Genomic DNA, 13,479 nt, shown 5'->3' with positions numbered 1-13,479 from the left:
CCAACATGAGTAACCACAAGCGCATTATTTACCGATCACTGACATTGATGCTAGCTTGCTTGATTCTGCTATCAATGTTGCTGGCTGGTGGCTGGTGGTTACTGACACAAAAGCAAAGTTGGTGGCTGCCGCGCATTAACCAGTTATTGCAGGCAAAAGGGCTCCAGATAACGGAACTCAGTTGGCAAATTCCTGACTGGAATTCCCTTATCCTGCCCCATCTGACGATAGAGTATCGGGGCAGCCAGCTACAGTTTGAGCAATTACAACTACAGTTGAAACAACCGATTACCTGGTCAACACTATGGCAATGGTATAGGTCCCCCGAAGCAAACGAAGCACTTGGTAGCCAGCAGTGGTGGTTAGCAAATCTCCAGTCGGTGAGCTACCAACATGCCCACTTGCAGTTGACACCCAAGTTGCTACTACCAGCTGATGATAATAGCGCCCTGACATTCCCTATTACGCAAACCTTGCCTGATATCAGTCTCAATGACACTGATATCGCGTTTATCCATTCTGCGCCGAATGGTTTCAAGCTCCGATTACCACAACTTAAGCTAACGAGAAATGGCAAGTTTTCCAGTGCAGTGCAATGGCAACAACAGGCACAGTGGCGCCAGTTACTCGCCTTAAACGGGGAGTTGTTCGCAGAACTCAAAACGGCTCCCGGCGCATCTCAGCATGGCTGGTTAGCGCAACTGCAACTCGCTCCTGCACAACTGCTATTAGCACTCCAGCAACTCGCCAATGACAGCAACGCCAATGAATTGCAAACTGCCTATCCATGGCTAAATGAAGCATTTCTGCAGAAGCTCCCGCGCGTTACCGGAACCTGGCAGACCAATATTCAGTTAGGCTTACAACGCGGTGACAGTCTGGTATCCGTATGTTGGTCAAACCCTGCCCTTGAATTACCAACGACGGTTGGTAGCCCTATCGAGCTGACACCTCAAGCAACAACGCCGGAATGCCCGGCCAACAGTGTTGCCGCTACCCTGAGAGCCGATGATAACCAACAGCGATTAGCCCTAAGCCCGCTGCGGTTAGCATTACAAACATCAGCAACACAACGACAGTCCTTAGCACAGTGGATAGACAGCCTGACCGGCACGACCCAGATGACCAATAGCGCTAATGCCATGGAATCGCGGTTGTCACAGCTAAGCGCGGCACTCAAACAAACCAATACTCAGCCCAACGCAGGAATAACACTCAACCTCGCTGAAGGTGCAACTATAGATATCGCCAATAAACAACTGGCAATTCCGGTCGTGACGCTGACCCCGACAGTGGCCAATGCCCATGACTGGCTGACGTTGGAACTGCGCCAGCTGAATTTGACACCGACAGACACCAAGCCCGTTGATGTGGTAGTAAAAACCACCGATAAATTTCAATTAGAGCTGCAGCGACTACTCCAGCAATTGCCAGCGCTCCAATTGCAGACACAATGGCAGCTACGACTTAATCTGCCACAGGGCATAGATTGGCAACAGTCTGATTTGGCGATCAATAGCCAAAACACTCAGGCTAACTTTGCTGGAAATCTGGTGCTTGATGGCAACAATCAATCACTGTCGATGTTGGTTAACCCAAACGCCTCAGTGCAATCTCAGGCATTATTGGTGAAACGCGCAGACGAGCTGGCACTGACTGTCGCCAGTATTCATAGCCAAATAACATCGCCACTCCAGTTCAGTCTGACACCTGAGCAGTTACAGTTACAATTACCCGAACTCCAACAACAACTGCAATCTGTCAATATGACCACGGATAACATCCAAGCAAGTATGGGCAGGATGGACATTACACTGCCGGGACTGCCTCAGCAGCAATGGCATTGGACCGAGAGCGATGTGTTAACACAGCTGCAAACGCTGAATGTCAAACAGCATTTGTCGCTTGCCAGTGAACGAATCCATGTCAGCCAACGCCATCTGACTCGCATGGGGAGCCGAACCGATACCTTATTAAACCTCAGTAAAGCATCTCTGGTGGCACAGTGGTTATGGGATGGTCAGGAGCTCAGCAGCGAAGAACAATGGCAATTTGATCGACTCAAATTAACGAGCCAACACCAGTTACGCCCTTATCTGACCAACGCTGGACCACCAGGATATGATGTCAGCGGACATTGGCAGATGCAGGCCTTATTGGCAGATATACGCACATTAGCCGCTAAAAATCTGGTGTTATCGACCGACTGGCAACTGCAAGGAAAAACGGCAATTACCGCTGATATTGCCTTACGGCAACGCGGCACCGCGCTAACGCTCAGTGGCACGATACAACCTCAACTGGTCGATGGCACTGGTAGCTATCAGCAACTTCCTTTCGAGGGATTACAAGCGAGCAGTCGATGCCGGTTTGTGGTGGACAAAGCGGCCAGCCAAGCGGCAACCGCTGCCGTCAACTGCCAGCAATTAGCTATCCAAATCGCGGCGTTTAACCCCGGCGTGCTGATGGATAATGTCACCATCAAGGGTGACCTCTCATTCGTACCGGAACTGGATGCGCAAAAACGCCAGCGCGCTGGCAACTGGTTGCTGCCAGGGTTTAATGATGCTGATATCCAATTGGCTGCCAATGCCGATATGCTCGGCGGTCAGTTGGCACTGCCGCGCTTTCGACTGCGACTCAATCAGCCTTCTGATGCCTATCTGATGTTGCTGGGTCTGGATCTGCATCAACTGCTTCAAGCCAACCCACAACCGGGTATTGACGCCACCGGCATATTTGATGGTGTACTACCGTTAGCCATTACCGATAATCAACTGTCGGTGAGCGGTGGCCATTTGGCCTCACGCGCACCGGGTGGCGTTATTCAGGTGGGTGCCAACCCAGCGGTACAACAGATGCGTCAGAGCCAACCCTATCTCGATTTTGTGTTTTCCACGTTAGAGGAGTTGCACTACCGCGAAATCACCAGCACGTTTGATATGGCACCTGATGGCGAAGCCAAACTTAACATGGCAGTCAAAGGCCGCGGTAAAGGCGTTGAACGGCCAATTGAGTTAAACTACAGCCATGAGGAAAATTTGCTGCAACTGCTGCGCAGTTTGTCTATTGGCGACCGCTTGCAAATGCAGCTTGAAGCATCCATGCAGTGAAACAGGAACCGGATATGAATCGTCTACCGCACCTAACAGGAAGTTTGTTGTTGCTGGGGCTCATGCTCAGCGGCTGTACCCCAACGGTAAAAATTGAGCCACCGGATAAGCCGATAGTGATCAATCTTAACGTTAAGATTGAACATGAAATTCGTATCAAAGTGGATAAGGCACTGGATGATCTGGTGTCTAACGACGAACTCTTTTGAGCCGTATAAGGAACTGACAGATGACAACCCGAATAATGACCCTGCTCTGCGCAATGCTGCTGAGCTTTTCCAGTTTTGCTATCAGCTTGCAAGAGGCCAAAGATCAAGGATTAGTAGGCGAACAACTGAATGGCTATCTGGCTGTAGTTAAACCCGGTGCCGGAGTTGCCGAACTGGTGAAAGATATCAACGCCAAACGCCAGGCACAATATGAAAAGATTGCCCGACAAAATGGCATTAGTGTTGATGACGTGGCAAAAATGGCCGCAGCTAAGGTGATTGCTAAAGCTGAAAAAGGTCATATGGTTCAAGATAATAGTGGCAATTGGGTAAAAAAATAATGACAAAAGCGTGAGCCATTCCACTCATCTTTTGACATTAAGACATTAATGCCAATCAAGCATAATTGCATGGCGTTAATTCATGAGCGATTTTGTCAAGTATGCGTGAAAATATGCACCTCTGAAGTGCTTTTACTTGGCCTCCTGCGTATGTGGAGGCTTTTTTTTTGCGCGTTTGTCAGGATTCTTGATGCCCATCGCCATTATCGCGCTGACCTTGGCAGGCTTTGCCATCGGTACCAGCGAATTTATTATTATGGGGCTGATGCCAGAAGTCGCTTCCTCTTTAAAAGTTGATCTTCCCAGAGCAGGATTATTAGTCACTGTTTACGCACTTGGCGTCGTCATTGGCGGTCCGATTTTATCCCTGGCAACCGCCAGTATCTCCCGAAAGAAAACACTCATTGGTTTGCTGATGTTGTTTGTCATCGGCAACTTGTGTTGTGCCTGCGCCAGTGGCTATAGCACGTTGATGGTGGCAAGAGTGCTAACGTCACTCTGTCATGGCACGTTCTTTGGCCTAGCGTCAATTGTTGCCACGGATCTGGTGAAAGAGGAGAAACGTACTCAAGCGATTGCACTGGTGTTCATGGGCGTATCACTCGCCAATATTCTCGGGGTCCCTGTGGGTACGGCTATTGGGCAAGCCTTGGGTTGGCGTAGTGCTTTCGTTGCCGTGGCGATAATTGGCGTACTGGCACTGTTTGGTCTGTGGCGTTTTCTGCCCCGCAATTTAAAACAACAGCCAGTTTCGGTTCGCAATGAAGTCCAAGCATTACGGCACCCTAAAGTCATCAGTGGCCTGGCACTGTCGGTGTTATGTAACGCCAGTCTGTTTTGTCTGTTTACTTATGTCGCCCCGATCCTCGGTCAGGTCAGTGGCGCCAGTCCGACTCAAATCACCTACATTTTATTTGTACTGGGTCTGGGACTCACGATTGGTACCTACTGCGGAGGTAAACTAGGCGATCGACAGATGTTGCCCTGGTTAACTCGCTTAAGCCTCGGTCTGATCATGGTATTGCTATTGAGTTATTTCGCCCTGCCACATCTGAATATTACCGTCGCCTTATTGTTCCTGTGGTCAATCATCGGCTTTGCCTTCGGCCCGATGTTACAGATGTTGGTAGTGAAACATGCAGCCGAAGCCCCGCTTCTGGCATCGGCCTTTAACCAAAGCGCGTTCAATCTCGGCAACGCGATTGGTGCGTGGATTTCCGGTACATTGCTAGCCTTTGGCACGGCGCTGAGAGAATTACCGTTGGCGGGTGCCATGTTGGCGCTAATCGCCCTGTTGCTGGCACTGAGCCTTAGCTGGCGCCAAAAACATGCATCAGAACCCAGCCGGTAACACGTTGCGATTACAGCAGTTTTTGCCAGAACATGGCTGAACCAGTTTCAGGCCGTAACTGATAAGGTGCAAATCCCGCTTTGAGATAGGCATTACGGGCCACCGTGTTGCCTTCCAACACTTCCAGTGTCACTTTGCAGCAACCACGCTGAACGGCTTGCTGCTCTATTGCCCGTAATAACATCTGGCTGAGCCCACAACCGCGCCACTCACAGTGAACCACCAGATCATGGATATTGAGTAATGGCGCGCATTTAAAGGTGGAGAAGCCAAGCACACAATTAGCCAGTGCAACGGGTTGCTCCCCACTAAAAATCAACAGGCTAAACACATAATCCAGTTTAGCCATGGTGGATACCAAATTAGTGATAACTGCGGTGGGTAATGCCTCGCCGCCGCCGGTAGGTTCTTGAGCGTAATGCTGCATTAACGCCACAATCGCCTCCGCGTGCAGAGGTTGGTGGTAATCAGCCAAAACCACCTTAAATGCTGCTGACGACTGGCCCTGCTGTAGTTCCAAGATAATCCCCTTATGATGTGATCGGCTGCTCGCCACTTTACGCCGTTACCAACTGTTGCATCAATCCTTTCAGCCATTGTAATGCCGGTTGCGACTGCTGCACTGGATGCCAGACACAATTAAGATGATAACTGGGCATGGCAGCGGGTAACGGCACTTGCTGCAACGACCAGTTTGCTGCCAACATACTGGCTACCCGCTGCGGCAATACCAGCAGATGATCGGTCTGACTGACAATCGCCGCCGCAGACATATAACTCTGACTGTTAACCGATATTTGCCGTTTTAGTCCCTGCCTGGCCAAAAACCGATCCACAATGGAATCTCGCGTTCCCAACGGGGAGTGAAACACATGCGGCGTGGTTACCAGTTGCTGCAAATCCACGGCGCTAGTAATACTGGGATGGCCTTTGCGCACCAAACCACTCAACGGTTCAGTCAACCAGGTTTCACGGCTGAGATGTGGCGGCACTTTCATGTATTCGTCAAACCCCAATACCAAGTCTATATCACCGCTCGCCAGTTCGGCTTCCGGCAACTGATCGCGCAGGATCAGAATTTCAATATTGATGCCGGGCGCTATCTGATTCAACTGGGCGATAAGCGGGGGGATCAACACGCACTCGACATAATCCGTGGTACTGATAACAAATCGCCGCTGAGAACTGGACGGATCAAATAGCTCCGGCTCGCTTAACTGCTGTTCGAGCAGTTTTAGCGCTTGTTGTACCCCACGATAAAGTGTTTCTGCCCGCGGACTTGGCAACATTCCCTGTGGGGTACGGACCAGCAGCGGATCATTAAAGGCGGTTCGCAAGCGATTCAGCGCATGACTCATCGCGGGTTGACTGATAAATAGACGTTCTGCAGCACGAGTAACATTACGCTCCAACATTAAAGCATCAAGTGCCAACAACAGATTGAGATCCAGCTGATTCAGCTTCATCTTAAATTCATCATATGAATAAGTAGATTTATAATATTCATTTGATGGATACATAACAACTTCATACACTTTGCGCTATTCTGGGGAACATCAAATGCTTCCCCCTCTTACCAAAAGGAGTCGTTGCTATGGCAAAAGTGAAAGTTGCCGCCACTCAGATGGCCTGTTCCTGGGATATTGAATCGAACGTCATCCGTGCCGAGAAACTGGTACGGCAAGCCGCCGCTGAAGGCGCACAGATCATTTTGATCCAGGAACTGTTCGAAGCCCCCTATTTCTGCATCGACCAGAGCCCGGAACACTTTGCGCTGGCGCAAACGCTGGAAGATAGCACGCTGATCAAATATTTCCAGAATATCGCCAGAGAACTACAAGTGGTGCTGCCACTGTCATTCTTTGAACGACGCGGCAATGCCCATTACAACTCGCTGGTGGTTATCGATGCCGACGGCAGTCTGTTGGATGTGTACCGCAAAACCCATATTCCTAATGGCCCGGCTTATCAGGAAAAACAGTTTTTCACCCCGGGTGATACCGGCTTTAGGGTGTGGCAGACTCGCTATGCCAAAATCGGTGTGGGCATCTGCTGGGATCAATGGTTCCCGGAAACCGCACGTAGTCTGGCGTTAATGGGTGCGGAACTGATTTTCTTCCCAACGGCTATCGGATCTGAACCGGCTTATCCGGAAATCGACTCACAACCCCACTGGACTCGCGTACAACAAGGTCATGCCGCCGCCAACTTAGTGCCCGTCATTGCCTCCAACCGCATCGGTACTGAAAAGAGCAAATTTATTGAAGGACTGGAAATGACTTTCTATGGTTCCTCGTTCATTGCCGATCAGACTGGCGCATTGGTCGCTCAGGCTGACAAAACCAGCGAATGTGTGTTGGTGCATGAGTTCGACCTGACAGAAATCGACAAACAGCGTATCAGTTGGGGGTTGTTCCGTGACCGACGTCCGGCGATGTACGAAACCCTACTGACTTCTGATGGCGAAAACGTCTGGTAAGGAACAATCCATGAGCAGTAATACCTTACAGGGTGCACCACAACAACACGGTTTTTATATGCCCGCGGAATGGGCACCACAGCAAGCGGTGTGGATGATTTGGCCGTACCGTCCCGACAACTGGCGCGAAGAAGGCCGTTATGCTCAGCAAACCTTTGCGGCGGTTGCCAGTGCCATCAGTGCAGCAACGCCGGTGTTTATGGCAGTGCCTAACGTGGAAATGTCCAAAGCACAAGCCGTTATGCCTGCTTCAGTAACACTGGTGCCAATGGCCAGCGATGACTGCTGGGCACGGGATACCGGTCCGACCATCGTGATCAATGGTCAGGGACAATGCCGTGGCATCGACTGGGGCTTTAATGCTTGGGGCGGTGACAATGGCGGCCTCTATGCACCGTGGGATAAGGATGAATTGGTAGCACAACAGATGCTGGCTGAGCACGGCTTTGACCGTTACGCCGCACCGCTGATCCTGGAAGGCGGCTCAATCCATGTCGATGGTGAAGGCACCTTGCTGACCACCGCCGAATGCCTGCTGAATCCCAACCGCAATCCGCATCTTAGCCAACAACAGATTGAAGCCTGTCTGGCCGAATATCTTGGCGTCAGTCACTTCATCTTGTTGCCACAAGGCGTCTATATGGATGAAACCGACGGTCATATCGACAACATGTGCTGTTTTGCCCGACCCGGCGAAGTGATCCTGCACTGGTGCGAGGATGAAAATGACCCGCAGTATCCGCGTTCACAAGCCGCTTATGAAGTCCTGAAAAATGCGGTGGATGCCAAAGGACGCAAACTGACGATCCATAAATTGCCACAACCTGGTCCATTGTATTGTAGTGAGCAGGAAGCGGCGGGGGTTACCAAAGGCTCAGGGGTGCCACGAGAAGCCGGTGATCGTTTGGCCGGTTCTTATGTGAACTTCCTTATCAGTAACCAGCGGATAGTGTTCCCGCTGCTGGATCCGGCCACCGATGACATTGCCAAAGCCAAACTACAGCAGATTTTCCCGGAACACGAAGTGGTGGGTGTCGCCGCACGGGAAATTCTGTTGGGTGGTGGCAATATCCACTGTATCACCCAGCAGATCCCTAAGGGTTGATGAGCTGATATAAAGCCACAAGCCAGCCTTGCAATCGTGCGAGACTGGCTTGTTTTTATGTATTCACGCTTGCCGAATGATGTTCGGCATCACCATGCTTGCCCGCTTGCACTTCGGAGGAAGGATGTATATGCAGATGTTCATGGGCATGATGATGTGGATGCCGATGCATCACCGCATCATCCAGTTGTCCCGATTGCAGGATCACCGCGCGATTTGCCAGCCGTTCCAGTACGGCTCGGTCATGGGAAACAATCACCATCGCCTGCGGTAATGCCTGTAAGTGCTGTAACAAACGTTCTTCGGCATCAGCATCCAGACCATTTGTAGGCTCATCCAGCAGTAGTATTTCCGGTGACATCGCCAGCACAGTGGCCAGTGCCACCATGCGTTTTTCACCGCCCGAGAGCCGATACGTTATCCGCTCGGCAAACTGGGCCATGCCCAATGACGCTAACGTCTGATGCGCTTTAGCAACCGCCAGCTCAGCAGCTAATCCCTGATTTAATGGCCCAAAGGCAACGTCTTCCAACACTGTCGGACAAAATAATTGATCGTCAGAATCTTGAAACAGCAAGCCCATTCGCTGTCGCACCCGCTGGAAACTGTCTTCTCCGACACAGTGCTGACCGAAAGCCGTGATACTGCCGCTGTTGGGCTTGGCTAAACCCACTAACACCCGCAGCAGCGTTGATTTTCCGGCACCGTTGGCACCGATTAACGCCAACCGGTCACCGCTCTGTAATTCAAAATTTACTTCACTGAAAACCGGCTTAGCACCATAGGCAAAACCCAATCCGGCAACTTTGAGTAATGCCGTCTGCGGAGTATCAGTCACGCACTTATCCTGTTGGTCGATATGCTCAAAAGCCATATTGCCCCCACTGCCAAATTAGCGGCATTAAAAATAGCAAGATGGCAATGGTGAGTGCTGCGGTATCTCGCAAACACCACTGTACTGGCGTCAATAAATGAAACTTGCCGTTAAACCCGCGGCAACGCATGGCACCACTGATCCGCTGCGCCCGCTCCATACTGCGCACCAGCAACATGCCCAGTAGATGCCCATAGCTGCGCCAGGTATGCCAGTTACTGCCAGCCACAAAACCGCGAGCCTTCATGGCAGTACGTAACCGTTGGTGCTCATCAAATAACACGCCGATATAGCGCACTGTCATCATAAACAGCTGTACTAGCTTTTCTGGTAATCCCAGGCCCGCCAACGCATAACCAAGTTTTACCGGCTCCATCGACCCGACAAGCGCGAGTAGCGCCAGCACGACTGCGTTACCACGCAGCAGGATCACCAGCGCTTGAGTTACGCCCTGATAGCTCGCGTCCATCCCCCCCACGGAAAACCAGCGCTCACCCGCGACGTTAAAAGGTAAAAACAACAACACCAGTACCATAAAGCCTTCAAATGCCAACAGGCGCTTGATGATCAGCCGCCACTGACACCCCAGTAACGTTGTGAGTAACAGCGCCAATGCCAACATTAAAATCAATGGCGGTACGGCGGATAAACACAGGGAAACCAACGTAAAAAACACTGCGGCTAACAGCCGACTGCGGGGATCCAGCACCGAAAACCAGTCGGGCTCCAGTGCCTGATGTTGTAGAGAGAAACTATTCATTGTTGCAGTTTACGGCTGCGCCACCATAAGGAGCTACCAGTAAGACCGAAGATAAAACCGATGCCGCCAAGCAGATCCGACAATCTTAGCCGATCAGCATACTGCTGCAGTTCCATCCGTAACGGACCGATTTCTTGGGCGACAGCCGTTTGTACTAGCTGCTCAAGTTGGGCTTTATCAATGGCAGCGGTTGCCGACACCGCGGGGCTGTTAGTCACAGCGTTATCGGCAACCTTAGGTTCTGCCACAGTTGCAGAGGCCACGGCAGGTGCAGCAACTTCAGCGGCTTTTATCTCCCAGTGTGCCACATGACCATCTTCAGTGTCGGCCACGATACTATAGTCCGCTGCACCCGGCACTTTCACCCGAAAATCACCTTTGTGATCGGGACTAACTTCAGCCACCAACTGATGCTGTTGGTCAAACACCTTTATATGCGCGCCACCAGCCGCAATGCCACCAGCAAAATAGGCATTGCCCACAATCTCATGGCCTTCAGCCCATGCAAATACCTTTAACAGATGTGCCGATGCCGGCAGGCTGCAAACCCCAGACAACATCAACAGTAGCCCGATTACTATGGATTTATTAGCGAGTGGCATGGGATTCCTCCGCCACCAAAGGTTGTGGTAATTGTTTTAGCAGCAACTCAGGAGCGACTTTAGCAACAAAGCCGACGATGGCACCAGTGATCAGCGACTCCACCAACAGTAGCGGCAGATAAGTCAGCAGGATCACTTTGCCAGCAGCAAGATACTGCGGACCACTTAGCACCAGTGCCAGGCACACCAAGGAACCCGTTCCAGCAACCCCAATAGTACCGGCGACCATCCCACTGATAAACAGCTGCCGCCGGTTATTCGCTAGCAGCGCCCGATTAAGCCATGGCGATACCAGGTAATAACTGAGTAGCGCTGGCAAGGCTATATCGAGGCAGTTAACGCCGAGCACCAACAAGCCACCAAAGCCAAAAAACACAGCCTGTAACAATAACGCGACCAACAGTGCGGGTACTGCCAGCCAGCCCAGCATTAATCCCATCAAGCCATTGAGCAAGAGATGCACACTGCTGGGCCCGGCAGGAACGGCCACCAGGGATGCGACAAAAAAGCAGGCTGCCAACACTGCGGCCTGAGGCAAGCGGTCGTAATCTAGTTGCCGAATGGCATAAGCCACCGACGCTGCGGTCACTACAGCACCAGCAATTAACACTGGCGCAGATAGCACGCCTTCAGGAATATGGGCCATGACTACGCGCTCCTATTTCATGTCTCGGGTAAACACCCAGATAAGTCCGCCGCGTTCCACCGGCACCTCTTTCCCTTGCGGATTTTTCATCGGTTTTTTACCGTCCAACAATGCGGCGAACCCCCACCAGCCCGCTTTTGGCATCACATAACTGAAAGTACCATTGGCATCTGCATGAACTATCTGGGTGATATAGGGATCTGAGGGCGGCGTAATACTGCCATCATTAAGCCATTCCACTTCAACTTCGGCAAAAGGCACCGGCTTACCCTGGCGTTTCACCACGCCTTGAAACAGATTGCCGCTCCATAATCCAAAAGGCCGCGTTAAGGGCACGATTTCCACCGGCAAACCGACCTCGGCAGCCCAGTTGTCTTCCATTCCGAAAGCATCTACCACCACTTTGGTGTAATGCACAATCATTTTGCCTTCGGCTGGCTCCCAGTAGGGGGCAGGTTCCAGGTAAAACAGGTAATCGCCAGGACGCTTAATCTGGTAAATCGCATTAAACGTCTGAACACCTTGCGTCTGCTGAGCCTGCAGCGTATCCAACAAATTCTGACGTCCTTGAGGTCCAACGACACCAAATTGTAATGGGGTGGCCATATTCATTAACGGACCACGAGACATCGGGTGGGTAAATTTTAACGATAGCGATAACTGACTCTCAGCCGGAGTGGAAACAATATCGTGAGATGGGATCAGTTCTTGAAAATGGGCACTGGCACTAAACGAGCATAAACAGATGGCGGAAGATAACGTCAATAGCAGATATCGCAACATCAGAAACTCCGGGAAGTTGCATCGGCGACGAGCAGCGTCGATATTACAAAAATAAAATTCGTAATACACGATAGCACTCAGCCATGACTGTCGTCATCCATAAGCGACCGCGGTATCTGCATTAACTTGCAAGAATACAACCTGAGTCACAAACCCGCTGATTGATGCCTTAAGTCGCGAAATTCCCGGAGTTTACTTTACGATGGCTCAAAGTTTCGTGACTAGACCTTGTCACGACGCCATGTCGGCATCATCCCCGCAACAAAGATACCAAAGAAAATAAGTGCCACACCAAGCAACTGATACCAGTGGAGCATTTCCCCCAGCACGAACACTGACAACATCACGCCGAACACCGGCATGAGGTAGATAGACATGCCGGCCGGTGCAGGTCCCATACGGTCAACGCAGGCGTTATAGAGCAGATATGCCATTACCGAAGGAATGATGCCGACATAGGCTAACGCTAGAAAAGCATGCATATTCCAGTTAGCAACCCCGCCACCCTCCACTTCCCAACCGTAAAAGGGGGCTAAAAACACCAAACCGACAATCATTTGTACTGACATCAACCCGACGCGGCTCACCTCCGCGGGAACATACTTAAGCCAGTGGGTATAAAACGCCCAGCAAAGTAAGCCACTGAGAATATAAATATCACCATGACCAAAACCCATTGCGGTCAGCACATGCAGATCACCTCGGGTAACAATCGTCAGGACTCCGCCAAAGGAAAGTAACATCCCCAAACTCTGCCGCAAACGCAGTGGTTGTCCATAAAACAATGCCCCCAGCAATAAAATCATTAAGGGAAGACAGGCATTGATGATCAGACCATTAGCTGCGGCGGTGGTTTGCAAGCCGACATAAATTAAGGTGTTAAATGCAGTAATGCCGGTGATAGATAGCCCCAGAATCAACCAGGGATGTTCACGATATTTGCGCCAATCTCGCCGAAAAGCGGCTATCGAAAACGGCAATAATACTATCACCGCGATAATCCAACGGTAGAAAGCCAAGGTCACCGGCGGCAAGTCGTTACGAATACCACGAGCCGCAATAAAATTACCGGCCCAGAACAGTGGAGGTAATACGATTAGCAATGCATTAATTGCAGTAATCTGCCACTTAAAACGTGGCTTATCATTAGTCAAAACTTCCATTTATTATAAATTGTGTAAGGATTTATCAGAAATACAGATTATTCCATTTTTTG

General features: G+C 50.8%; 14 protein-coding genes. 6 read left to right on the top strand and 8 right to left on the bottom strand.

The genetic code is table 11. The features are described from left to right. Positions 1–5 precede the first annotated feature (5 nt). The 4 genes from KDN34_RS07370 to KDN34_RS07355 all read left to right on the top strand — a co-directional run bounded on the left by KDN34_RS07370 (position 6) and on the right by KDN34_RS07355 (position 5,014). A complete protein-coding gene (locus KDN34_RS07370) occupies positions 6–3,113 on the top strand; it encodes a YdbH domain-containing protein (RefSeq protein WP_212596237.1) in 3,108 nt (1,035 codons plus the stop codon). Positions 3,114–3,127: 14 nt separating this feature from the next. After that, positions 3,128–3,322: a YnbE family lipoprotein gene (locus tag KDN34_RS07365; protein ID WP_212596236.1), complete on the top strand. Its 195-nt coding sequence runs from the start codon at positions 3,128–3,130 to the stop codon at positions 3,320–3,322. 20 nt (positions 3,323–3,342) lie between these two features. Continuing rightward, on the top strand, positions 3,343–3,663 hold the full coding sequence (locus KDN34_RS07360; RefSeq protein ID WP_212596235.1) for a YdbL family protein: 321 nt from the start codon (positions 3,343–3,345) through the stop codon (positions 3,661–3,663). A 190-nt stretch (positions 3,664–3,853) separates the two neighbouring features. Next, positions 3,854–5,014, top strand: a complete 1,161-nt coding sequence (locus KDN34_RS07355; protein ID WP_212596234.1) for an MFS transporter — start codon at positions 3,854–3,856, stop codon at positions 5,012–5,014. Positions 5,015–5,024: 10 nt separating this feature from the next. On the opposite strand, the gene KDN34_RS07350 is transcribed toward KDN34_RS07355, so the two are convergent. Then, entirely contained in the window at positions 5,025–5,534 is a 510-nt protein-coding gene (locus KDN34_RS07350) for a GNAT family N-acetyltransferase (RefSeq protein ID WP_228730447.1), read from the bottom strand. A gap of 37 nt (positions 5,535–5,571) precedes the next feature. Further along, positions 5,572–6,480, bottom strand: coding sequence for a LysR family transcriptional regulator (locus KDN34_RS07345; protein WP_212596233.1), 909 nt, complete (start codon positions 6,478–6,480; stop codon positions 5,572–5,574). Positions 6,481–6,608: 128 nt separating this feature from the next. On the opposite strand from KDN34_RS07345, the gene aguB reads away from it, so the two are divergent. Together aguB and aguA are read left to right on the top strand one after the other, a co-directional pair. Then, the gene (gene aguB / locus KDN34_RS07340; RefSeq protein WP_212596232.1) at positions 6,609–7,493 is read left to right on the top strand and encodes an N-carbamoylputrescine amidase; all 885 of its coding nucleotides are present in this window, start codon (positions 6,609–6,611) and stop codon (positions 7,491–7,493) included. A 10-nt stretch (positions 7,494–7,503) separates the two neighbouring features. Continuing rightward, a complete protein-coding gene (gene aguA / locus KDN34_RS07335) occupies positions 7,504–8,598 on the top strand; it encodes an agmatine deiminase (RefSeq protein WP_212596231.1) in 1,095 nt (364 codons plus the stop codon). Between the two features lie 55 nt (positions 8,599–8,653). On the opposite strand, the gene KDN34_RS07330 is transcribed toward aguA, so the two are convergent. The 6 genes from KDN34_RS07330 to KDN34_RS07305 all read right to left on the bottom strand — a co-directional run bounded on the left by KDN34_RS07330 (position 8,654) and on the right by KDN34_RS07305 (position 13,417). Further along, on the bottom strand, positions 8,654–9,472 hold the full coding sequence (locus tag KDN34_RS07330) for an energy-coupling factor ABC transporter ATP-binding protein (protein ID WP_212596230.1): 819 nt from the start codon (positions 9,470–9,472) through the stop codon (positions 8,654–8,656). Further along, complete coding sequence (cbiQ, locus tag KDN34_RS07325; RefSeq protein ID WP_212596229.1) at positions 9,462–10,232, bottom strand: cobalt ECF transporter T component CbiQ; 771 nt, start codon at positions 10,230–10,232, stop codon at positions 9,462–9,464. The genes KDN34_RS07330 and cbiQ overlap by 11 nt, the downstream gene beginning before the upstream one ends. Further along, on the bottom strand, positions 10,229–10,834 hold the full coding sequence (locus KDN34_RS07320) for a hypothetical protein (RefSeq protein ID WP_212596228.1): 606 nt from the start codon (positions 10,832–10,834) through the stop codon (positions 10,229–10,231). Before KDN34_RS07320 ends, cbiQ begins: the two co-directional genes overlap by 4 nt. Beyond that, the gene (gene cbiM, locus KDN34_RS07315) at positions 10,821–11,480 is read right to left on the bottom strand and encodes a cobalt transporter CbiM (RefSeq protein WP_212596227.1); all 660 of its coding nucleotides are present in this window, start codon (positions 11,478–11,480) and stop codon (positions 10,821–10,823) included. Before cbiM ends, KDN34_RS07320 begins: the two co-directional genes overlap by 14 nt. 12 nt (positions 11,481–11,492) lie before the next feature. Then, complete coding sequence (locus KDN34_RS07310; protein WP_212596226.1) at positions 11,493–12,263, bottom strand: DUF4198 domain-containing protein; 771 nt, start codon at positions 12,261–12,263, stop codon at positions 11,493–11,495. Between the two features lie 221 nt (positions 12,264–12,484). Next, a complete protein-coding gene (locus tag KDN34_RS07305; RefSeq protein WP_212596225.1) occupies positions 12,485–13,417 on the bottom strand; it encodes a DMT family transporter in 933 nt (310 codons plus the stop codon). Between the last annotated feature and the right edge of the window lie 62 nt (positions 13,418–13,479).

This window comes from Shewanella yunxiaonensis, from assembly GCF_018223345.1.
Lineage (GTDB): Bacteria > Pseudomonadota > Gammaproteobacteria > Enterobacterales > Shewanellaceae > Shewanella > Shewanella yunxiaonensis.
The sequence above is the reverse complement of the archived record's forward strand: the minus strand, read 5'-3'. Positions and strand labels throughout refer to the sequence as shown.

Coding starts and splice junctions, on each gene's coding strand:
- KDN34_RS07370 (WP_212596237.1), top strand. CDS start 6: ATGAGTAACCACAAGCGCATTATTTACCGATCACTGACATTGATGCTA.
- KDN34_RS07365 (WP_212596236.1), top strand. CDS start 3,128: ATGAATCGTCTACCGCACCTAACAGGAAGTTTGTTGTTGCTGGGGCTC.
- KDN34_RS07360 (WP_212596235.1), top strand. CDS start 3,343: ATGACAACCCGAATAATGACCCTGCTCTGCGCAATGCTGCTGAGCTTT.
- KDN34_RS07355 (WP_212596234.1), top strand. CDS start 3,854: ATGCCCATCGCCATTATCGCGCTGACCTTGGCAGGCTTTGCCATCGGT.
- KDN34_RS07345 (WP_212596233.1), bottom strand. CDS start 6,480: ATGAAGCTGAATCAGCTGGATCTCAATCTGTTGTTGGCACTTGATGCT.
- aguB (WP_212596232.1), top strand. CDS start 6,609: ATGGCAAAAGTGAAAGTTGCCGCCACTCAGATGGCCTGTTCCTGGGAT.
- aguA (WP_212596231.1), top strand. CDS start 7,504: ATGAGCAGTAATACCTTACAGGGTGCACCACAACAACACGGTTTTTAT.
- KDN34_RS07330 (WP_212596230.1), bottom strand. CDS start 9,472: ATGGCTTTTGAGCATATCGACCAACAGGATAAGTGCGTGACTGATACT.
- cbiQ (WP_212596229.1), bottom strand. CDS start 10,232: ATGAATAGTTTCTCTCTACAACATCAGGCACTGGAGCCCGACTGGTTT.
- KDN34_RS07320 (WP_212596228.1), bottom strand. CDS start 10,834: ATGCCACTCGCTAATAAATCCATAGTAATCGGGCTACTGTTGATGTTG.
- cbiM (WP_212596227.1), bottom strand. CDS start 11,480: ATGGCCCATATTCCTGAAGGCGTGCTATCTGCGCCAGTGTTAATTGCT.
- KDN34_RS07310 (WP_212596226.1), bottom strand. CDS start 12,263: ATGTTGCGATATCTGCTATTGACGTTATCTTCCGCCATCTGTTTATGC.